Origin of the sequence: Streptomonospora wellingtoniae (assembly GCF_031845375.1) — a bacterium.
GTDB lineage: Bacteria > Actinomycetota > Actinomycetes > Streptosporangiales > Streptosporangiaceae > Streptomonospora > Streptomonospora wellingtoniae.
The window spans coordinates 220,414-239,786 of sequence record NZ_JAVREK010000003.1; the positions used below are offsets into that span (position 1 = coordinate 220,414).

19 protein-coding genes are annotated in these 19,373 nt (G+C 72.0%); 5 read left to right on the forward strand and 14 right to left on the reverse strand.

Translation table 11 applies throughout. From position 1 onward, the window contains the following. The 5 genes from RM446_RS04560 to RM446_RS04580 form a co-directional block, all read right to left on the reverse strand. Positions 1–765, reverse strand: a complete 765-nt coding sequence (locus RM446_RS04560) for an ABC transporter ATP-binding protein (RefSeq protein ID WP_311543820.1) — start codon at positions 763–765, stop codon at positions 1–3. Next, entirely contained in the window at positions 762–1,412 is a 651-nt protein-coding gene (locus RM446_RS04565) for a 4-carboxy-4-hydroxy-2-oxoadipate aldolase/oxaloacetate decarboxylase (protein WP_311543821.1), read from the reverse strand. The genes RM446_RS04560 and RM446_RS04565 overlap by 4 nt, the downstream gene beginning before the upstream one ends. Further along, positions 1,409–2,125 (reverse strand): PIG-L deacetylase family protein, encoded by a 717-nt coding sequence (locus tag RM446_RS04570; RefSeq protein WP_311543822.1) that lies wholly within the window; start codon positions 2,123–2,125, stop codon positions 1,409–1,411. The genes RM446_RS04565 and RM446_RS04570 overlap by 4 nt, the downstream gene beginning before the upstream one ends. Next, the gene (locus RM446_RS04575; protein WP_311543823.1) at positions 2,122–3,087 is read right to left on the reverse strand and encodes a DUF6282 family protein; all 966 of its coding nucleotides are present in this window, start codon (positions 3,085–3,087) and stop codon (positions 2,122–2,124) included. The genes RM446_RS04570 and RM446_RS04575 overlap by 4 nt, the downstream gene beginning before the upstream one ends. 204 nt (positions 3,088–3,291) lie before the next feature. Beyond that, a complete protein-coding gene (locus RM446_RS04580; RefSeq protein WP_311543824.1) occupies positions 3,292–3,993 on the reverse strand; it encodes a GntR family transcriptional regulator in 702 nt (233 codons plus the stop codon). 116 nt (positions 3,994–4,109) lie between these two features. Between RM446_RS04580 and RM446_RS04585 the strand changes: the two genes are divergently transcribed. Beyond that, the gene (locus RM446_RS04585) at positions 4,110–4,904 is read left to right on the forward strand and encodes an NAD(P)-dependent oxidoreductase (protein ID WP_311543825.1); all 795 of its coding nucleotides are present in this window, start codon (positions 4,110–4,112) and stop codon (positions 4,902–4,904) included. Positions 4,905–5,025: 121 nt separating this feature from the next. Here RM446_RS04585 and RM446_RS04590 read toward each other — a convergent pair whose 3' ends face one another. Then, on the reverse strand, positions 5,026–5,403 hold the full coding sequence (locus RM446_RS04590; RefSeq protein ID WP_311543826.1) for a VOC family protein: 378 nt from the start codon (positions 5,401–5,403) through the stop codon (positions 5,026–5,028). A 344-nt stretch (positions 5,404–5,747) separates the two neighbouring features. Here RM446_RS04590 and RM446_RS04595 point away from each other — a divergent pair, with 344 nt between their 5' ends. Beyond that, positions 5,748–6,584, forward strand: a complete 837-nt coding sequence (locus RM446_RS04595; protein ID WP_311543827.1) for an SAM-dependent methyltransferase — start codon at positions 5,748–5,750, stop codon at positions 6,582–6,584. 169 nt (positions 6,585–6,753) lie between these two features. Here RM446_RS04595 and gdhA read toward each other — a convergent pair whose 3' ends face one another. From gdhA to RM446_RS04620, 5 genes are all read right to left on the reverse strand, one after another. Further along, positions 6,754–8,118 (reverse strand): NADP-specific glutamate dehydrogenase, encoded by a 1,365-nt coding sequence (gdhA, locus tag RM446_RS04600; RefSeq protein WP_311543828.1) that lies wholly within the window; start codon positions 8,116–8,118, stop codon positions 6,754–6,756. A 530-nt stretch (positions 8,119–8,648) separates the two neighbouring features. Continuing rightward, positions 8,649–9,662 carry an ABC transporter permease gene (locus RM446_RS04605; protein WP_311543829.1) on the reverse strand — a complete coding sequence of 338 codons (1,014 nt, stop codon included), beginning with the start codon at positions 9,660–9,662 and terminating at the stop codon, positions 8,649–8,651. A gap of 99 nt (positions 9,663–9,761) precedes the next feature. Next, positions 9,762–11,273 carry a sugar ABC transporter ATP-binding protein gene (locus RM446_RS04610; protein WP_311543830.1) on the reverse strand — a complete coding sequence of 504 codons (1,512 nt, stop codon included), beginning with the start codon at positions 11,271–11,273 and terminating at the stop codon, positions 9,762–9,764. Next, entirely contained in the window at positions 11,270–12,229 is a 960-nt protein-coding gene (locus RM446_RS04615) for an ABC transporter substrate-binding protein (protein WP_311543831.1), read from the reverse strand. Before RM446_RS04615 ends, RM446_RS04610 begins: the two co-directional genes overlap by 4 nt. 168 nt (positions 12,230–12,397) lie before the next feature. Next, positions 12,398–13,480 carry a class I mannose-6-phosphate isomerase gene (locus RM446_RS04620; RefSeq protein WP_311543832.1) on the reverse strand — a complete coding sequence of 361 codons (1,083 nt, stop codon included), beginning with the start codon at positions 13,478–13,480 and terminating at the stop codon, positions 12,398–12,400. 303 nt (positions 13,481–13,783) lie between these two features. On the opposite strand from RM446_RS04620, the gene RM446_RS04625 reads away from it, so the two are divergent. Together RM446_RS04625 and RM446_RS04630 are read left to right on the forward strand one after the other, a co-directional pair. Continuing rightward, complete coding sequence (locus tag RM446_RS04625; RefSeq protein WP_311543833.1) at positions 13,784–14,812, forward strand: LacI family DNA-binding transcriptional regulator; 1,029 nt, start codon at positions 13,784–13,786, stop codon at positions 14,810–14,812. Positions 14,813–14,893: 81 nt separating this feature from the next. After that, positions 14,894–15,595 carry a formylglycine-generating enzyme family protein gene (locus tag RM446_RS04630; protein ID WP_311543834.1) on the forward strand — a complete coding sequence of 234 codons (702 nt, stop codon included), beginning with the start codon at positions 14,894–14,896 and terminating at the stop codon, positions 15,593–15,595. 45 nt (positions 15,596–15,640) lie between these two features. On the opposite strand, the gene RM446_RS04635 is transcribed toward RM446_RS04630, so the two are convergent. Both RM446_RS04635 and RM446_RS04640 read right to left on the reverse strand, forming a co-directional pair. After that, positions 15,641–16,480, reverse strand: coding sequence for an SAM-dependent methyltransferase (locus RM446_RS04635; RefSeq protein ID WP_311543835.1), 840 nt, complete (start codon positions 16,478–16,480; stop codon positions 15,641–15,643). Positions 16,481–16,674: 194 nt separating this feature from the next. Then, a complete protein-coding gene (locus RM446_RS04640) occupies positions 16,675–17,433 on the reverse strand; it encodes an SDR family NAD(P)-dependent oxidoreductase (protein WP_311543836.1) in 759 nt (252 codons plus the stop codon). Between the two features lie 62 nt (positions 17,434–17,495). Between RM446_RS04640 and RM446_RS04645 the strand changes: the two genes are divergently transcribed. Next, positions 17,496–17,957 carry a MarR family winged helix-turn-helix transcriptional regulator gene (locus RM446_RS04645; RefSeq protein WP_311543837.1) on the forward strand — a complete coding sequence of 154 codons (462 nt, stop codon included), beginning with the start codon at positions 17,496–17,498 and terminating at the stop codon, positions 17,955–17,957. Between the two features lie 71 nt (positions 17,958–18,028). Here RM446_RS04645 and RM446_RS04650 read toward each other — a convergent pair whose 3' ends face one another. Beyond that, the gene (locus tag RM446_RS04650; protein ID WP_311543838.1) at positions 18,029–19,282 is read right to left on the reverse strand and encodes an Nramp family divalent metal transporter; all 1,254 of its coding nucleotides are present in this window, start codon (positions 19,280–19,282) and stop codon (positions 18,029–18,031) included. Positions 19,283–19,373 lie beyond the last annotated feature (91 nt).

Sequence of the window (19,373 nt, forward strand, 5' to 3'; positions counted from 1 at the left end):
TCATTTCGCCCCCTTGCGCAGCGCTTCGGTCATCTGCCGGTGCAGCGCGACGAACTCCGGCTCCACGCGCAGCTCGTCGGGATCGCGCGGACGGGGCAGGTCGATCCCGCGGTCGAGGACGCAGCGCCCCCGCAGCCCCAGCACCACGACGCGGTCGCCGAGCAGCAGGGCCTCCTCGATGTCGTGGGTCACGAACACAACGGTCTGCCCGCTGTCCTGCCACAGCCGCAGCAGTTCGGCCTGCAGGTCCATGCGCAGCTGGGCGTCCAAGGCGCCGAACGGCTCGTCCATCAGCAGGGTCTCGGGGTTGCCGACCAGCATCCGGGCCAGGCTGACCCGGCGCCGCATGCCGCCCGAGAGCTCGCGCGGGTAGTGGTGCTCGAACCCGCTCAAACCGACGCGCTCGACCAGCTCCATGGCGCGCTGCCGCCGCTCGCGGGCGCCGACACCGCTGATCTCCATGGGCATCTCGATGTTGCGGCGCACGTCGCGCCAGGGCATCAGGGTGTCGCTCTGGGTCAGGTAGCTGATCTCGGTGCGCGGACCGTCGACCGGGCCGCCCTTGTAGGTCACGGTGCCCGATGTGGGCTGAAGCAGCCCGGAGAGCAGGTTGAGGGCGGTGGACTTGCCGCAGCCGCTGCGCCCCAGGATGGTGACGAAGCTGCCCTGCTCCACCTGCAGGTCGAAGTCGCGCAGTGCCACGATTCCGGTGTCGTCCTTGACGAACTGCTTCGTCAGGCCCCGTACTTCCAGTAGCGTGCTCATTCTCGCACTCTGCCCGCCGTGTCGTCCTCGGCCCGCAGGCCGTAGGCGTCGTAACTGAGTTCTCCGGAGCGCCAGCGCTCCCGCAGGCCGTCCTCCTTGGCGATCCGCGCGCGGACCGCCTCCACGGTGGCCTCGACCCGGTCCGCCGGCACGGCCGCCGCACCGTCGTCGTCGAGCAGCACCACGTCGCCCGGCGCGACGGCGGTGCCGCCCAGGTGCACCGGCACGTCGACGGAGCCGCGGACGTCCTTGGTGGCGCCGCGCACGCGCCGCCAGCGCGTCCACACCGGCAGGCCCATCGCGCGCAGGTCGGCCACGTCGCGCACGGACGCGTCGACCAGCACACCGGCCGCGCCCTGGACCTTGGCCTGCGTGGCCAGCAGGTCGCCGAACAGCGCCACCGGGCGGGGCTCGGGCATTGTCAGCACGAGGATCTCGCCCGGCTGCAGGCGCGACATCACCTCGTGCACGGCGCGGTTGTCGTCCTGGCCGCACAGTGCGATGCGCGCGGGCCCGGCCACCCTGCTGCCGCGCAGCAGGGGCTCCAGGCCGATGTCGATCAGGCCCGCGCGTCCGCCGGCCTCATAGACGGTGGCCACACCCGCCTCGCCGAGCTCGGCCACCGCAGCCCGCGTCACCCCGCTCACAGCGACGCCACCGCATTCGGCAGCAGCCGGTGGAACGCCTCGGCCTGGCGGATGCCGGCATCGCCGGTGACCTTGCGCGCGTGGTTGCCGCGCTGGTCGGCCCGCTGTCGATAGTAGTCCTGCAGGTACTGCTGGGCCGCCATGGCCGACATGGCCTCCACCTTCTGCTCGAACACCGGGGTGATGTCGACGTAGACCGTGGGCACGAACCCGCAGAGCTCGGGCTGGTGCGGCTCGAAGACCAGGAACTCCGACGGCGGCGCGGTGCGGAACCCGCTGGCCACGCCGGCGCCCGAGGTCAGCAGCCGGGCCTGGGCCACCGCGGCGTGGGCCGCGGGGTGGTCGGGGTTGAAGGGGTCCTTCTCCGGGTGGGTGAGCACCACGTGCGGCGCGAAGTCGCGCATCATCTCGGCCAGGCGGTCGACGGCCTCGGGGCCCACGGTCAATGGGTAGTCGCCCAGGTCCAGCGCCTCGAAGCGGGCGCCCACCGCGGCCGCGGCCTTCTCGGCCTCGGCGTGGCGGAGGCGCTTGACGTTCTCCTCGGTCTGGCCCGGCTGCTCCCAGAGCTTCCCCGACTCGCCGCGCTCCCCGTAGGACAGGGCGACGACGAGCGCCTCTCCGCCCGCGGCGGTGTGGCAGGCGACGGCTCCGGCGGCGCGCCAGACGAAGTCGGCGCTGTGCGCGCCCACGACCATCATGCGGCGGTTGCTCATCGGGGTCCCTCCTGGGCGGCGGTGGCGGCACCGGCCCTCTCGCTGTCGGCACCGGCCAGCCACCGGGAGTTGGCCACCGCCATGGTGCGGATCTCGGATTCGGTGAAGCCCTCGGCGAGGAGCCAGTCGGCCAGGATCGCCAGGCCGTCCTCGACCGGGGGGTTGAACGGCTGGCCGAGGTCGCTGGAGAGCACGGAGTTCTCCGGACCGGCCGCGCGGACGTTGTCGACCCAGGTGCGCCACTCGACCTTGCCGGTGTAGGGCGTGGTGAAGCAGCGCTCCAGCAGTACGCCCTGCTCGGCCAGGCGGCGCTGGCGCTCGGCGGCCACGCGCTGGGAGGTGAACTCCGGGTGGGTCACCACCACGCGGCGCACGCCCTCGTCGAGCGCCGCACGGGTGACGACCTCGATCTCGCCGGTGCTGAGGTGGCCGGTGGCCAGGGTCATGTCGTGCTTGGCGATAACGCGCAGCACCTGCCGCGTGATCTCGCGAACCCCGCCGTCGGGGTCGAGGACCTCGACCGGGTCGGCGGCCATGCCCTCGGCGCGCAACTCGTCCTGGAGCTGCGCCCACATCGGCGGCGTGGCCCCTTCGGGCATGGCCGCGGTGCACTCCCGCTGGTTGGAGCTGTCGACCGTGGGCAGCCAGACGACCTGGGCGCCGCCGCGGCCGGCGATGTCGACCGCGACGGGATTGAGGCCGCCGACCGAGCCGTTGAGCGTGATCGCGCCGACCGCGCGGCATTCGGGCACCGCCGCGTTGACCACGGCGGCGCGCTCCGCGGTGGGGACGTAGTGCGACTTCAGCACGAAGCCGGCCAGTCCCGCCGCGGCGAAGCGCGGAGCCAGGGCGAGGTCGTCGATCCGCCGCCGCATCACGTCCGGTGCGACGTGGATGTGGGTGTCGTAGGCCCCCGCGACGAGTTCCCGCGCCCGGGGCGATGGCGTCGGTTGCTCCGTCATACCGCCTCAAATCAGTGTCGACATAATGACTGAAGAAATTGTTAACAATTTTGATCACACGTGTCAAGGCTCACGTGAAGCGAATCTCCGCTGGTCGAGGCGCATCCTCGGGCTGCGGACATGACGAGGCGCGGCCCGCGCGCCCGTGGAAGCGGGCCGCGCCGACCGCGCCGCCGTCGGAGTCCGTGGTCTGGGGCCGGCCCCCTACACCCGCAGGCTGCTGCCCGGAGTGACCTCCTTGAGCGCGCCGATGACACTGCCCAGGTGCGTGCGCATGGCGCGCTCGGCGGCCTCGGGATCGTGGGACCCGATGGCGTCGATGATCGCCAGGTGCTCGGGCAGCGAGACGGTGGGCCGGCCGGGCTGCAGCGACAGCCGGAACTGGTGGCGCACGCTCTGCGCACGCAGCCGCTCCAGGACCGCGCCCGCGGTGTGCTGGCCGCTCAGCTCGCGGATGCGGCGGTGCAGCAGCTGGTTCGCCTCGGAGTAGCCGAGCACGTCGCCCTCGCCGACCAGCCGCCGCATCCGGTCCCCGACCTCGCGCAGCTCGGCCGCATGCTCGTCGCCCACCCGCTCGGCGGCCTTCGCGGCGCACAGCCCTTCCAGCATCATCCGCACCTCGCAGATCTCGACGGCCTCGTCCAGCGAGACCGCACGCACCCGCGCTCCCCTATTCTGCTCGCGCTCGACCAGGCCCTCCTCGGTGAGCTGGAGCAGCGCCGAACGCACCGCGCTGCGGCTGGTACCGAACCGGGCGGACAGGTCCGCCTCGACGAGGCGCTGCTCGGGCGCGAACTCGCCGCTGGTGATGCCCTCGCGGATCGCCGCGGCGACCGAGCCCCCCGCACCCCTCTCCCGACTTCCGGCCGTACGCTGCGAGCGCGACTCCCCGTGGTTCGTAGCCACTTTCCCTCGCTTCCCGGTGCTCCACCGGCCCCGATTGCCCATCGGCAATATTGTCGCCAATTTCGTTGTCAGATTACTGTAGACCTGCTTCGATCGACGACTGTGGGGAGCTGACCGTGAGTGGCGAGCAAGCGAGGGGCGTCCGGATCGCCGTACTGGGCCTGGGAGAGGCCGGCGGTCTGATCGCCGCCGACCTGCGCGACGCCGGCGCGCGCGTGCAAGGCTACGATCCGGCCGAGAACGCGCCCCAGGGCGTCGCCGACACGGCCGACGAGGCGGCGGCCGCCGCCGGGTGCGACCTCGTACTCAGCGTCAACAGCTCCAAGGCCGCCCTCGACGCGCTGCACAGCGGCCTGTCCGGAACCGGGCCCGGCACCGTGTGGGCCGACCTGAACACCGCGGCGCCCCGGCTCAAGCGGCAGCTCGCTGAGACCGCGGCCGAGGCGGGGATCGGCTTCGCAGACATCTCGCTGATGGCCCCGGTCCCCGGCCGCGGCCTGCGCACGCCGATGCTCGCCTCCGGGCCGAGCGCCGCCCGCTGCGCCGAGCTGCTGGGGCCGCTCGGCGCCGGCGTCGAGGTGCTGGAGGGGCCGGCCGGTCTGGCCGCCGAGCGCAAGCTCCTGCGCAGCGTCTTCTTCAAGGGGATGGCGGCGGCCGTGGTCGAGGCGCTGGAGGCCGGGCGCGCCGCCGGGTGCGAGGAGTGGCTGCGCGGCAACATCGCCGACGAGCTGCAGCGCGCCGACGCCGACACGGTGCAGCGCCTCGTCGAGGGCAGCCGCCTGCACGCCGTCCGCCGCACGGACGAGATGCAGGCCGCCTCCGACATGCTCACCGATCTGGGCGTGGCACCGCGGGTCAGCTCCGCCAGCCGGGACCTGCTGCAGGACCTGCAGCACCGCGACCAGGTGTGACGTCCCGCCGCGTCGGCGACAACCGACGCCCGGAAGGCCCCTCGTGTGCCGCCGCGGCGCCCGGCGGCCTCGCCGCCGGCGGGCTCCGCCCGTACGCGGAGCCCGCCGGCGCGAGTGCCCCTCAGACCGGGTTGATACGTGCCCTGAGCAGGCAGAACTCGTTGCCTTCAGGGTCGGCGAGGACGTGCCAGGACTCCTCACCGGTCTGACCGACGTCGGCGGGCCGGGCCCCGGCGGCCAGGAGGCGTTCGAGCTCGGCTTCCTGGTCGCGGTCGGTGGCGTTGAGGTCGATGTGCAGCCGGAGGTCCGCCTTCTTCGGCTCGTCGTTGCGGCTGAAGACGATGGTCGGCTGCGGGCCGCCGAACCCCTCACGCGTCCCGATCTCGACGCAGTCCTCCTCGCGATCGAGGACGACGAAATCCAGGATTTCGCACCAGAAGCGCGCCAGCACTTCGGGGTCGCGGCATTCGAGTACCAGCTCACCGATCCGGCAGGCCATTGACGAACCTTCTCTCCGTGTGTTGGGAGTGCGGGTGGCCGCGGGCGGCCTTATGGGGTCCGCGGCGAGAACACGTGGCGAATGTACCGGGCGAGACGAGCAGGAGCGAGGGGTTTTCCCGACCCCGGCCCCCGGACCGCCGACCGGGCGGCCTGGCGGCCAACGTGTCGCCGCCCTCCGGCGCGGCCCGCCGGAGAACCGCCGTGCCGGGCAGGCGAATCCCCGCTGCGGTCGGCACCCGGGACACAGTCCGGAATCGGGCCGCGCGTCGGGTTTGACCGGCGGCGCGGGGCGCGGAAAAGTGCGAAGCACACCATCACATCCCCTGAGACCGTGGAGCCACCTTGAGCGAGCACGATTCCGCATCCGGCCCGGACACGCCGCCGCCGTCCCTCGACCTGTCGGTGCCGCACTCGGCCCGCGTGTGGAACTACTGGCTGGGCGGCAAGGACAACTACGAGGCCGACCGCATCGCCGGCGACGGAGTCCTGGCCACCATTCCCGACATCCCCGACGGTGCGCGCGCCGAGCGGGCGTTCCTCACCCGCGTGGTCCGCTACCTCGTGGAGGAGGCCGGCATCCGCCAGTTCCTCGACATCGGCACCGGCCTGCCCACTGCCGACAACACCCACGAGGTCGCCCAGCGCCTCGCGCCCGAGAGCACGATCGTCTACGTGGACAACGACCCGCTGGTGATGGTGCACGCCCGCGCACTGCTGACCAGCACGCCCGAAGGCACGACCGACTACATCGAGGCGGACCTGCGCGAGCCCGAGGCCATCCTCGCCAAGAGCTCGGAGACGCTCGACTTCGACCGGCCCATCGGGCTGATGCTGCTCGGCGTGGTCAACCACGTCGTCGACGACGCCGAGTCCTACGACGTCGTGTCGCGGCTGGTCCAGGCGATGCCGCCGGGCAGCCACCTCGTGCTCACACACTCCACCGCCGAGATCCACGGCGAGCCGATGCGCCAGGTCATGCGCGAGATGAACGAGCGGGGCGGCACCCCGATCTGCGCCCGCGACCAGAGGCAGATCGAGGGCTACTTCGACGGCACCGAACTGCTCGAACCAGGTGTGGTCACCTGCTCGCAGTGGCGTCCGGAGGACACCGGGCCGGGCCCCCTCGCCGCCGTGCCCGACCCTGTCTACCTCTTCGGCGGCGTCGGCCGGATCGACTGAGCGGCGCCCGCGAGACCGTCGATCTTGTAGCCATCGTGAGTGTAAATCGTTTTCCTTCACGATAGCTACAAGATCGGCGGGGTTCGGGACCTGTGGACACGGCCGCGGGCCCCGGGCCGCGCGGAGGCCCGGGGCCGTCCCTGCGGAGCAGGGCGCCGCCGGCGGCGGCTCAGATGACCCCGAGCTCCCGCATCGTGTCGGCGACCTTGACGAAGCCGGCGACGTTGGCGCCCAGCACGTAGTTGCCCGGCGCACCGTAGGTCTCGGCCGTCTCGCGGCACATGCTGTGGATGTCGGCCATGATCTCCGACAGCCGCCGGTCGGTGTAGTCGAAGTGCCAGGAGTCGCGCGAGGCGTTCTGCTGCATCTCCAGCCCGGAGGTGGCAACGCCGCCCGCGTTGGCGGCCTTGCCGGGACCGAAGGCGACGCCCGCGTCGGAGAACACCTTGACGGCGGCGGGCGTGGTCGGCATGTTCGCGCCCTCGCCCACGGCGATGACACCGTTGCCCACCAGGGCTTCGGCCGAGCGGCGGTCCAGCTCGTTCTGCGTGGCGCACGGCAGCGCGATGTCGCAGGGGACGTCCCAGATCGAGCCGCCGTCCACATGCTTGGCGCGCCCTTGACGGTCGGCGTATTCGCTGATTCGGCCCGCGTGCGTCTCCTTGATGTCGCGCACGAGGTCGAGGTCGATGCCGGACTCGTCGACGATGTATCCGCCCGAGTCGGACATCGCCACGACGACACCGCCCAGTTCGGCGACCTTCTGCGCGGCGTAGACCGCCACGTTGCCGGAGCCGGAAACCACGACGCGCCGTCCGTCGAACCCCTCGCCGCGCTCGCGCAGCATCTCGCCGACGAAGTACACGGTCCCGTAACCGGTGGCCTCGGTCCGCACCTGCGAACCGCCCCAGTGCAGTCCCTTGCCGGTGAGCACGCCGGACTCGTAGCGGTTGGTGATCCGCTTGTACTGCCCGAACAGGTAGCCGATCTCGCGGCGGCCCACGCCGATGTCGCCCGCGGGCACGTCGGTGTACTCGCCGATGTGGCGGTGCAGCTCGGTCATGAACGACTGGCAGAACCGCATGATCTCGGCGTCGGACCGGCCCTTGGGGTCGAAGTCGGATCCGCCCTTGCCGCCGCCGATCGGCAGGCCGGTCAGCGCGTTCTTGAAGATCTGCTCGAAACCGAGGAACTTCACGATGCCCAGGTCGACGGAGGGGTGGAAGCGCAGACCGCCCTTGTAGGGACCGAGGGCGGAGTTGAACTCCACCCGGTAGCCGCGGTTGACGTGGACGTCGCCGCTGTCGTCGGTCCAGGGCACCCGGAAGATGACCTGCCGCTCTGGCTCGATCAGCCGCTCCAGGACCCGGGCGTCGAGGTACTCGCCGTGCCGCTCCAGGGCCGGTTCCAGCGACTCCAGCACCTCGTGCACGGCCTGCCGGAACTCGGGCTGGTCGTAGTCGCGCCGCTCGATGTCGGAGAACACCTTCGCGGTCAACCGCAGGCCGTGGTCCGCGGGCGGTCGCGTCGTCATCTCTGCGTCTCCCTGATCTTCTCGTCCGGCACTCGCCGTCGTGCCCTTTGCGCCGACCGTCCGCCGGCGGACGCCTCGCGCCCGGGCGGCGGGCGCCGCGGTCTCGGCCCGCGATGCCCTGATCGACCACGTCGGGAGGCCCCAACACTGTACTTCCCGCTCCATCCGACGATATCGGGCAGCCGCCGGACCGCGCCGCGCGAGGCATCCGTCACCGGCGCCGCACACCGGCGGCGGCGGAACCGCCGCGGTCGCGAGGCCGGGAACCATTGTTCAGGTGTACTTGAGGGTGCTTCGCTTCCAACGGCCGGCGATTTTGAATGGTGTTGCGCCCCAGGTTCTGATTGGCTTTTGACTCCCGATCCGACTCCCGTTGGGCCATCCTGTGCCAACTGGAGAAGGCCGTAATCCTCCACACGGCGCGGCCGGTTCCCCGGCGCCGTCCGAACCGGCTGCCCCGCCTCCCCCTGCGCCGGGGGAGGCGGGGCAGCCGGGCGGGGATCCGGACGGCCGGACACGCGGCGCCCGGCTCAGGCCCGCTTCCAGTTCTTGAGGCTGTCGATGGCCACGGCCAGTACGATGACGGCGCCCTTGATGATGAGCTGGTAGAAGTAGGGCACGTTCATCAGCAGCAGCCCGTTGCTGAGCACACCCATGATCATCGCGCCGATCAGGGTCCGCTGGACGGTGCCGATCCCGCCCATCAGGCTCGTGCCGCCGAGTACGACGGCGGCGATCGCATCCAGCTCGTAGGTCTCGCCCGCGGTGGGCTGGCCCGACATCACGCGCGCGGAGAAGATCACCCCGGCCAGTCCGGCGCAGGCGCCCGCGATGACGTAGACCCGCACCAGGGTCCACTTCACCTTGATTCCGGCCAGCCGCGCGGCCTCGGGGTTGCCGCCGATGGCGTAGACCTCGGTGCCGAACCGGGTGTAGCGCAGCACGAACCACAGCACGGCGAAGACCGCGAGCATCAGCACGACCGGCACGGGCACGCCGGCGATGAAGCCGCTGCCCATGAGTCGGAACCCGAGGTCGTCGGCCACCAGCGGCTGGCCGTCGGTGAGCAGGTAGGCGGTGCCGCGCAGGTAGGTCAGGCCACCGAGGGTGACGATGAACGCCGGAAGCGCGAGGTAGGCGATGAGGGCACCGCTGAGCAGGCCGAACGCGGCCCCCACGGCGATACCGCCGGCGATGCAGAGGATGGCCGGCATGCCCGAGGTCCACAGCAGGACCGACACGATGCCGCACACCGCCAGGTTGGAGCCCACGGACAGGTCGATTCCGCGGGTGAGGATGACCAGTGTCATCCCCGCGGCCAGGATCGCGTTGATCGAGGCCGCCCGCGCGACGTTGAAGACGTTGGCGAACGACAGGAAGTTGGGCGCGAGCACCGCCATCAGCACGATCATCAGCACTAGAACGCCGAGGATGCCGTAGCGGTCCCACAGTCTCGCGAACCGCGGCCTCCCCGCTCGCGGAGAGGCGATGCCCGCCGCTTTGGCGACGGGTGCCGGATCGCCGGCACGACTCGTCTCGGTCATAGGTTTCCTTGGTCCTCAAAAGGTCGGTGGCAGGGGTGGGGATACGGGGAGCGGGCGGCCGTCGGGCCCGCCGATCTGAACGCCGGCCCGCACGGCGGCCTATCCGCTCCCTGCGGCGACGCCGGTGGCGTGCAGCATGACCGTTTCCTCGGTCGCCTCCGCACGGGAGAGCTCCGCGGCGACGGTCCCGTTGCGCATGACCAGCACCCGGTCGCTGATGCCCAGCAGCTCCGGCAGGTCGGAGGAGATGACCAGGACGGCGACGCCCTCGGCCGCCAGCCGGTCGACGATCCGGTAGATCTCCTGTTTGGCGCCGACATCGACGCCGCGTGTGGGCTCGTCCAGCAGCAGGACCCGCGGGGACACGGCCAGCCAACGGCCGAGAACGACCTTCTGCTGGTTGCCGCCCGACAGTTCGACCACCCGCTGCAGCACCGACGAACAGCGCACCCGCAGCGCGTCGACCTGCGACGCGACGCGCCGTGCGATGCGCCCGCTCCGCAGCACCCCGAGATCGCTGACCTGTCCCAGGCCCAGCCCGGTGGTGACCACGTTGTCGCGGATCGACATGTCCGGAAACAGCGCCTGTTCCTTGCGGCTCTCGGGCACGTAGGCGACGCCGTTCCTGGTCGCGTCGAGCGGGCTGCGGTGAAAGACCGGGCGCCCGCCCACGCGCAGCCGCCCCCTGCGGGCGCGCGCCGCGCCGAACAGCAGCTGGGCCAGTTCGGTGCGGCCCGCGCCGATGAGGCCGCCCAGCCCCACGACCTCTCCGGCGCGCAGCGTCAGGTCGACCGGGCCGATGCCGGCGCCGTCGCCGATCCCCTCGGCCTCCAGCACCGGTTCGCCCGGCTCCTGCCGCCGGCGCGCGTACAGGTCGGTGAGGGTGCGCCCGACCATGCGGGCGACGATCTCCTCGGGCCCCAGCTCGGCGCGCGGCGAGGTGCCCACCCAGTGGCCGTCGCGCAGGACCGTGATGGTGTCGGCCAGCCGGTAGACCTCCTCCATGCGGTGGCTGATGTAGAGCAGGCCCATCCCCCGCCCGCGCATCTCCTCCACCAGGGAGAACAGGCGCTGGGCCTCGGTCTCGGACAGGGCGGCGGTGGGCTCGTCGAGCACGAGCACGCGGGCGTTCTGCGCGACCGCCCGCGCGATCTCGACGACCTGCTGCATGCCGACGCTGAGTGTGCTCAGGACGGCGTCGGGGTCGATGCCGCCGCCCACGCGCTCCAGCTTGGCGGCGGCCTCGCGCCTGATGCGCGACCGGTCCAGCAGGCCGAACCGGGTGCGGGGCTCGCGGCCCAGCGCGAGGTTCTGCGCCACGGTGAGGTTGGGCGCGAGGTTGAGTTCCTGGTGGATCACCGCGATTCCCAGGTCCACCGCCCGCTGGGGGGTCGTGATCGACACCGGGCGCTCGTCGAGCTCGATCGTGCCCGAGTCGGGAGTGTGCACCCCGGCCAGCATCTTGATGAGCGTCGACTTGCCCGCGCCGTTCTCACCCATGAGCGCGTGCACCTCGCCCGAGCGCAGCTCGAAGCCGACGTCGGTGAGCGCCTGTACGCCGGGGAACGCCTTGCTCACCCCGGTCATGCGCAGCAGCGGAGTGGTGCTCACTTCCAGCCCTCGTAGTCGTCGAGGTTGTCGGCGGTGATCAGCTCGGTCTCGACGAGCTGCTCGGTGTTCTTCACCTGCTCGCCGTTGTGCAGCTTCGTGGCCATCTCAAGGCCGCTCACGCCGAGCTGCTTGGGGTCCTGCGCAGCGGTGGCCTCGAACATCGAGTCGGGCTTGCCCAACTCCTTCTCGGCGGCGGGCGAGCCGTCCACGCCGACGATCGTGAGGTCCTCGACCCCCGTCTGCTGGGCGGCCAGGTTGGCGCCGAGCGCGGTGGGGTCGTTGATGGCGAAGATCCCGTCGACGTCGGAGTTGGCGGTGAGCATGTCGGTGGCGACGGTCAGCGCCTCCTCGCGGTTGTTGTCGCCGTGCTGGTGGCCCGCGACCTCGATGTCGGGATAGTCCTTCATGACCTCCTCGCAGCCCTTCACGCGGTCCTGCACCGAGGAGATAGGCGTGCCGTCGATCATCAGGATGCGGCCCTCGCCGCCAATCGACTCGAACAGGTGCTCGCAGGCCAGCCGACCGGCCTGGACGTTGTCGGAAGTGATGAAGGCGTCGGCGTTCTTGGCGGTCACGTCGACCGCGACGACGGTGATTCCGGCGTCGACCGCGCGCTGCACGGCCGGGCCGATGCCCTTGGAGTCAACGGGGTTGATCAGCAGCACGTCGATCTGCTGCTGGATGAAGGCGTCGATCTGCTCGTTCTGGGCGCCGAGGTCCTGGCGCCCGTCCTCGGTGACGACCTCGGCGCCCATCTCCTTGGCGGCGTCCTCGACACCGGCCTGCATGGCGGAGAAGAAGGGGTTGCTGAGGTCCTGGACCATGAGGCCGATCGTCTCGATCTCGCCGCCCTCGTCGGAGTTCTCGACGGGGCTCTGCGAGCTGCAGCCGGAGAGCAGGAGGGTGCCGGCGGCCAGGGCGGCGAGGACGGTCTTGGTGTGTGGCAGGCGGTACATGGGGTGCTCCTTCGAAGGTCTGCTGCACCGGAGGTCGGGGTTCCGGTGCCGGGGAGGGGTGCGAGGGACGGCCTGCAAGGGTGGGCAACAGCGGTCTCGGACGGGGTCGGCCGGCGGACGGTCCGGTGCCGCGCCGGTGCGGGGGCGGGGCGGGCGCGGCAGGTGCGGTCAGTGCGGCGCGCCGGATTCGGCGGCGGGTGCGGGAGCGGGTTCGGGAGCGCGTTCGTGCGCGGGGTCGGGCGGACGGCACAGCACGGCGGTGGCCGCGCCGCTCATGCGCAGCGGCCCGGCGCCGTGCGGCAGGACCAGTACGTCGCCGCGTGCCAAGCCGAGTTCCGTATCGGCCGTGCGCAGAGCGCCGGAGCCCTCCAGCACGACCAGCACGCCGAAACCGGCGGGGACGCCGGTTTCCGCCCCCGCTGGGGGCCGCAGGAGGTCAGCGCGGAAGAAGGGCGCGGCCGCCGGCGCCAGCAGCGGCCGGGGCGTCCCGGCGGGTTCGGCGGCGAGTGCGGCGGGCACGCGCAGCGCCTCCACCTCTGCGGAGCTGAGCGGTGTGCGGCCCACTGCGTCCAGCGCGACGTCGAAGCCCAGTCCGAGGTGGCCCTCACCGGGGCCGTCGAGGGCGTAGCCGCGCCAGTCGAGCAGGATGGAGAAGTCGGTGGGCTCCTGGACCTCCAGGACGAACGCGCCGGTGCCCAGGGCGTGCGGGACGCCCGCCGGCACCACGACGGTGTCGCCGGTCTGCAGTGGGACCTCGTGCATCCGCTCCAGCAGTCCGGCGGTGTCCTGGCGCTCGACCAGTCCGGCGAGCTCGCCGCGCTCCACCGGAACGCGGAAGCCCAGGTGGACGGTTGTGTCCTCCTCCGCGTCGAGGACGGCCCAGGCCTCGGTCTTGCCGTGGGCGCACCCGAGGTGGCGTCCGGCGAAGGCGCGGTCGGGGTGCAGATGGACGGGCAGGCGCTCGCCGGCGTGCAGGAGCTTGGCCAGCAGCTCCGGCTGCGCGCCGAACCGCTCCACGTGTGCGGGCCCCAGCCAGGCTGCCGGGTCGGCGATGATGGCGTCGCGCAGCAGCGAACCGTCCTCAAGCCGGCTCAGCCCGTCCGGTTCGGCACCGGACCGGGCGGTCGTCGACGCCAGCCACTCCTCGGGTGAGCGTTCACAACGAGGCGGGCCGCCGCGTAGGTCGGCGATGGCCGCGCCACCGCGATAGAAGTGCTCCATCGCCGCGACCGGCATCCGCAGTGGACGCATCCGCACCTCCGTCGACCTCCACAGACAGACAACGTTGTCCCCAGTACAGTGAGGCGGCTCACTCGGACGTGTCAAGAGGTATCCGGACATTCGACCTGGCTAGCGAGGTGCTGCGATGATATCCGGAGGTCCGGGAGGGCGGCCCGAGAGGGCTGCGAGACAACGTTGCCTCGACCTCGCACATCCAGTACGTTGACGGCACCGGCGCCCCCGCGCCGAGTCGCCGAGGCCGCGCCCGCAGGCGGAACCGGGGCCGCGGTCGCCCCCGGCGCCGCGCCGCCGACGAGACCGAGGAGCCCAGCCATGACCGACCAGGCCGCGGGGCGGGACCGCGACCGGCGGCCCACGATGGTCGACGTGGCGCGGGCCGCCGGGGTCAGCCTCAAGACCGTCTCGCGCGTGGCCAACGGGGTGCCCACGGTGCGCTCCGACCTCGCCGACCGCGTCCGCGCCGCGATGTCGGAGCTGGGGTTCCAGCGCAACAACGTGGCCGCGAACCTGCGCAGCGGCCGCAACACGGCCACGATCGGGCTGATCATCCTCGACCTGGCCAATCCGTTCTACTCAACGATCGCCGCCGCGGCCGCCGCCGTGGCGGAGCGGTTCGACACCCAGCTGATCACCGCCAGCTCCGGCTGGGACCCCGTCCGCGAGCGCGAGCTCGTGCTCGACCTGTGCGAACGCCGGGTGGACGGGCTGATCATCGCCCCCACCGGCGACGACCAGTCCTACTTGGGCGCCGAGATCGCGCGCGGTATGCCCGCGGTGTTCATCGACAGCCCGCCGAGCGGGTGTCTGGCCGACACGGTGCTGATCGACAACCGCACCGGCACGCGCGACCTCGTCCGCCGTCTGCTCGCCGAGGGCCACCGCGACATCGGCGTGATCACGGACTCGCTCAACGACTTCACGATGCGCGAGCGCCTGGCAGGGGCCGCCGAGGCACTGGAGGAGGCGGGGATCGAGAGCGGCCGCCACTTCCGGCGGATCTACTCCGACCGGCCGCACACAGCCGGCGACGCGGTCGGTGCCATGCTGGACTCCTCCGAGCCGCCCACCGCGTTCTTCTGCGGCAACAACCGCATCCTGCTCGGCGCCGTCGAGGAATTGGCACGCAGGCACGACCGGACGCGCCTGGCGGCGTTCGACGACTTCGAGTTCGCCCCGCTGCTGCCCCGGCCCGTGACCGTCGTCGGCTACGACACGCGCACCCTGGGCCGCCTGGCGGCGGAACTGGTCTTCCAGCGGCTGCGCAGGCCGCGCTCGGCGCAGGCGAACTACGTGGTCCCCACCTACCTCGTCGACCGGGGCATGGCGGTCGACCCCGTGTGAGCGTCCCCGCAGACGCGGGGACGGGCACGGGTTCGCCGGGGCCGGGCCGGGGCCCGGGGCCGGTCGCCTAGTGTTGCCGTCATGACCGGACTCGAAGCGGCGCCGCACCCTGCGGCCGAACCGGAGACGACCGCCGTACCCGCAGGAGAGATCATGCTGCGGGACGAGGGCACGCGGCGGGAGTGGCGGGTGGAGATCGACGCGTTCTCCATCGCGGCGTGTCCGGTCACCGTGGGCCTCTACCGCGCCGTATCGGGCGCGGACGGCGCGGACGGCGCGGACCCGCGCGAGCCGGTCACCGAGGTCTCCTGGATCGACGCGGTGCGCTTCTGCGACCGGCTCTCGCTCGCGGCCGGTCTGCGCCCCTGCTACTCCGGTGAGCCGGGGCCCGACGGTCTGGGCGTCGCCTGCGACCGGACGGCCGACGGCTACCGGCTGCCCACCGAGGCCGAGTGGGAGTACGCGTGCCGAGCCGGCGACACGGGCGTCCGCTACGGCGAACTGGACGACATCGCCTGGCACCGCGGCAACTCCGGCGGCGCCGCCCGCGAGGTCGCGACCCGGGCGCCCAACGCCTGGGGGCTGCACGACACCGTCGGCAACGTGTGGGAATGGTGCTGGGACCGCTTCGACCCCCGCGTCTACGGTCCTTACCGCGTCTTCCGCGGCGGCGGCTGGAACGACCTGCCCCGCGGCTGCCGCGCCTCGTGCCGCCGCAAGAGCCATCCGACGCTGCGCACCGACGACCTGGGATTCCGCGTGGCCAGGTCGCGGCCGGCGTAGCGGGGCGCGCCCCGCCCGGGGGCGCCGCGCGCCCCCGGCCCACCGTCAGCCGCGCTCGGGCGGGCCGTCCCAGCGGGCGACGCCGGCGAGCCCCGACACCTGCTGGGAGGTGTAGTGGGGCTGGTCGTCGCGCGGGCGCCAGTCGGACAGGTGCACCACCCCGGGCGGCACCGGGGACACGTCGGAGAAGAACGCCCTGATCTCGTCCTGCGTGCGCACGCGCAGGTTCGCGCTGGAGGAGCGGTACTCCTGACTGGCGTATTCGGCCCGGTCGGGGTGGCTGTCGGACTCGGCGTGGCTGATGACCAGGTAGGAGCCGGGCGCCAGGTGCTCCAGGTGGCGCCGCACCAGGTCGTAGGGGTTCTGGTCGTCGGTGACGAAGTGCAGCAGCGCCAGCATCAGCAGGCCGACCGGGCGATCGGGATCGATGCGCGCGGTCAGCTGGGGCCGGCCGTAGAGCCCCTCGGGGTCGCGCATGTCGTGCTGCACGACGCCGGTCAGCTCGGGGTCGTCGGCCAGCAGCGCCTCGGCGTGCACGCGCACGGCGGGGTCGTAGTCCACGTAGACCACGCGCGCACCGGAGTGGTGGCGGCGGGCGACCTCGTGGACGGGGTCCTGGGTGGGCAGGCCCGAGCCGATGTCGATGAACTGGTCGATCCCCTGCTCGCAGAGGAAGTCCACCGCCCGCCCCAGGAACAGCCGGTTGGCCACGGCGCTCTGCCTGGTCTCGGGCAGGCTCTGCATGATCCGGTCGCCCAGCTCCCGGTCGACCGCGTAGTTGTTCTTGCCGCCCAGGTAGTAGTCGTAGAGCCGGGCGGGGCTGGGGACCGTGGTGTCGATGCCGGCGGGCGGGGCCGGATCGGGGGTGGAGGGCGCGTCGGCCATGGGGAACCCGTTTCCATGCGTGCAGAAATACGGCGATTCAGGAGGAACCTCCTCGACTGCAGCCACTCTAGAGCCAGTCCGCTCATCCCGCGATCCCTTGCCATGCCGGGCTTTGCGGCCTCGCCCGTTCGCCGCGCCGCGCCGCCGGTGTCCGTGCCGGGCCGTCGGCGGGCGCAGCGCGGCCCGGCCGCCGCTCAGCGCGTCAGCTGCCGCCCGCCGGCGACGGAGAGCACCTCGCCGTTGACGTGGCCGTTCGCGCCGGAGCCGAGGTAGGCCACGGCGCCGGCGACGTCCTCGGGGGTGCAGATGCGGCCCGTCGGGGTCTTCTCCCCCTCGGCCTCGACCGCGGAGCGGCCCATCCGCGGGTGGTCGAGCGCGCGCCGTGTGAGAGTGAATCCGGGCCGCACGACGTTGGTGAGAACGCCGTGACGGGCCTCGCGCACGGCGAAGACCCGGGCGGCGGCCTCCAGCGCGCCCTTGGCGGCCGGGTAGGCGGCGGCCGCGGGTATCGGCTGGTCGAGCACGTCGGAGGAGACCAGCACCACGCGCCCCCACCCGGCGCTGCGCATCGCCGGAAGCGCCGCCTCCACCAGCGCTACGGGACCGGCGGCGTTGGCGGCGAGCCCGGCGGTCAGGTCCTCCCAGCTGTACTCGAAGGAGGAGGGCCAGGCGACGGCGTTGGCCACCACGATGTCGGCGCCGCCCAGTGTCCGCTCCACCTCGGCCACGGCCCGGGCGGCGGATTCGGGGTCGGCCTGGTCCAGGTGCACGCCCACCGCCCGTGCGCCCGCCGCTTCGGCGGCGCGCACCGACTCCTCGGCGCCCGTGCGGTCGCTGTGCCAGCCCACCGCGACCGCGGCGCCCTCCGCGGCGAACGCGGAGACGATCGCGCGGCCGATGTCCCCCGACCCACCGGTGACCAGGACTGTCCTGCCGTTGAGCTTCAGATCCATTTCGCTTCCCATTCAGATAGCCGACTACTTATTAGCCGACTATACACCAGTACGATGGTCGAGTGGAAAGCGAAGAGGCCAGGCGGGTCAACCGCGCGCTGAACAAGATGGGCAAGCTCTACCGCGAGGTGAAGTCCCGCAAGCTCGCCGAGCTGGGCCTGCACCCCGGCCAGGACGTGCTCCTGTGGCTGCTGGCCCAGGAGGAGGGCGGCATGACCGTCTCGCAGCTCGCGACGCGCCTGGGCATCGAGCCTCCGACGGCCACGCGGACCCTGGCGCGGCTGGAGAAGCGGGAGCTGTTCCGGCGCGAGCCGGTGCTGGCCGACCGGCGCCAGGTGCGCATCGTCCTGACGCAGGAGGCGCGCCGGCTCGTGCCACGCATTGAGGCCGTCTGGGACGAGCTGGCCGAGGAGGCCTTGGGCGGACTGGCGCGCGAGCGGCGGGAGGCCGTCGTCGAAGCGCTGGAAGAGGCCGGCGACCGGCTCCGCGGGCAGGTGGAGGAGTCGGTCCTGGCGGAGGAGTGAGCCGGCGCCCGTTCGGCCGCGGCCCTGCCGGGAGGGGCCGGCGCGCCGCGCGCCGGCCCCTCCCGGCCCGCTCACACGGCGGTGAGCTGGCTCCATACCTCGTTGCCGCACAGCACGAGGAAGAGCCCGCCCGCCACGGTCAGGGCGACGTTGCTCAGCACGCCGTTGCGCCACTCCTGCGGTGTGCGGCTGGTGTTCAGCAGCCACATCAGGGTGAAGGCGAGGAAGGGCATGAACGCCGAACCGAGCACGCCGTAGGCGATGACCAGCTGGATCGGCTTGTCGAACAGAAGCAGGAGCATGGACGGGAACGTCAGCCACAGCAGGAAGGCACGGAACTCCCAGCTGGACTCGCGCTCCTCGACCGGCCGGTCGGGGCGCCCGCGGATGTTGCCCACGAAGTCGGCGAACATCAGGCTGACGCCGTGCCAGACACCCAGCAGCGAGGAGTAGGCGGCGGCGAAGAAGCCGATGAGGAAGAGCACCGAGACGAACGTCCCGAAGCGCTCCTGCAGCACCTCGCCCACCTGCAACAGGCCCTCGTCGCCTTCGGCGAGCGCGATCTGGGCGCTGTGCAGCAGTTCGCCGCCGACGACCAGCATCGCGACGACGAACACGCCGGTGGTGATGTAGGCGACCCGGTTGTCCAGGCGCATCATGCGGATCCAGCCGGCGTCGCGCCAGCCCTTGGCGTTGCACCAGAAGCCGTAGGCCGCCATGGTGATCGTGCCGCCGACGCCGCCGATCAGGCCGAGGGAGTAGAAGAGCGAGTCGGGCGGGGCGGTCGGCACCAGTCCGGCCGCCATGGAGCCCAGGTCCGGCACGAGGTAGATCGCCAGTCCGACGACGGTGACGAACAGGACCCCGATCAGCACGGTCATCACCCGCTCCAGCACGGGGTACCGGTTGAACCACACGAAGGCCAGGCCCGATATACCGGCCAGCACCGCGAACACCCACAGGGGAACCGAGGGGAACAGCGCCTGCAGAGGCAGCGCCGTCGCCGACATCGCGGTGGCGCCGTAGACGAAACCCCAGATCACGATGTAGGGGCCGAAGAAGACGAACGTCCACAGGCCCATCCCGCGCCAGCCGTCGAATATGGTCTGGCCCGAGGCCAGGTGCCAGCGCCCAGTGGCCTCGGCCAGCGCGATCTTCACGATGCAGCCGACCACGACCGCCCACAGCAGTGTGTATCCGAACCGCTCACCCGCCACGAGGCTGGCGACCATGTCGCCCGATCCCACACCCGTGGCGGCCACGACGATCCCCGGACCGATCAGCCGCCATCTGGGCTTGTGCTGCTCCTGTCGCTGCTGTTGCACCACGAGATGCCCCTTCGAGGTAGTCGCGCCGGGTGAGGGTGCCGCGGCGTAGTGCGATTCCACGACATTTCCCACATCGGAGGCAACCCGT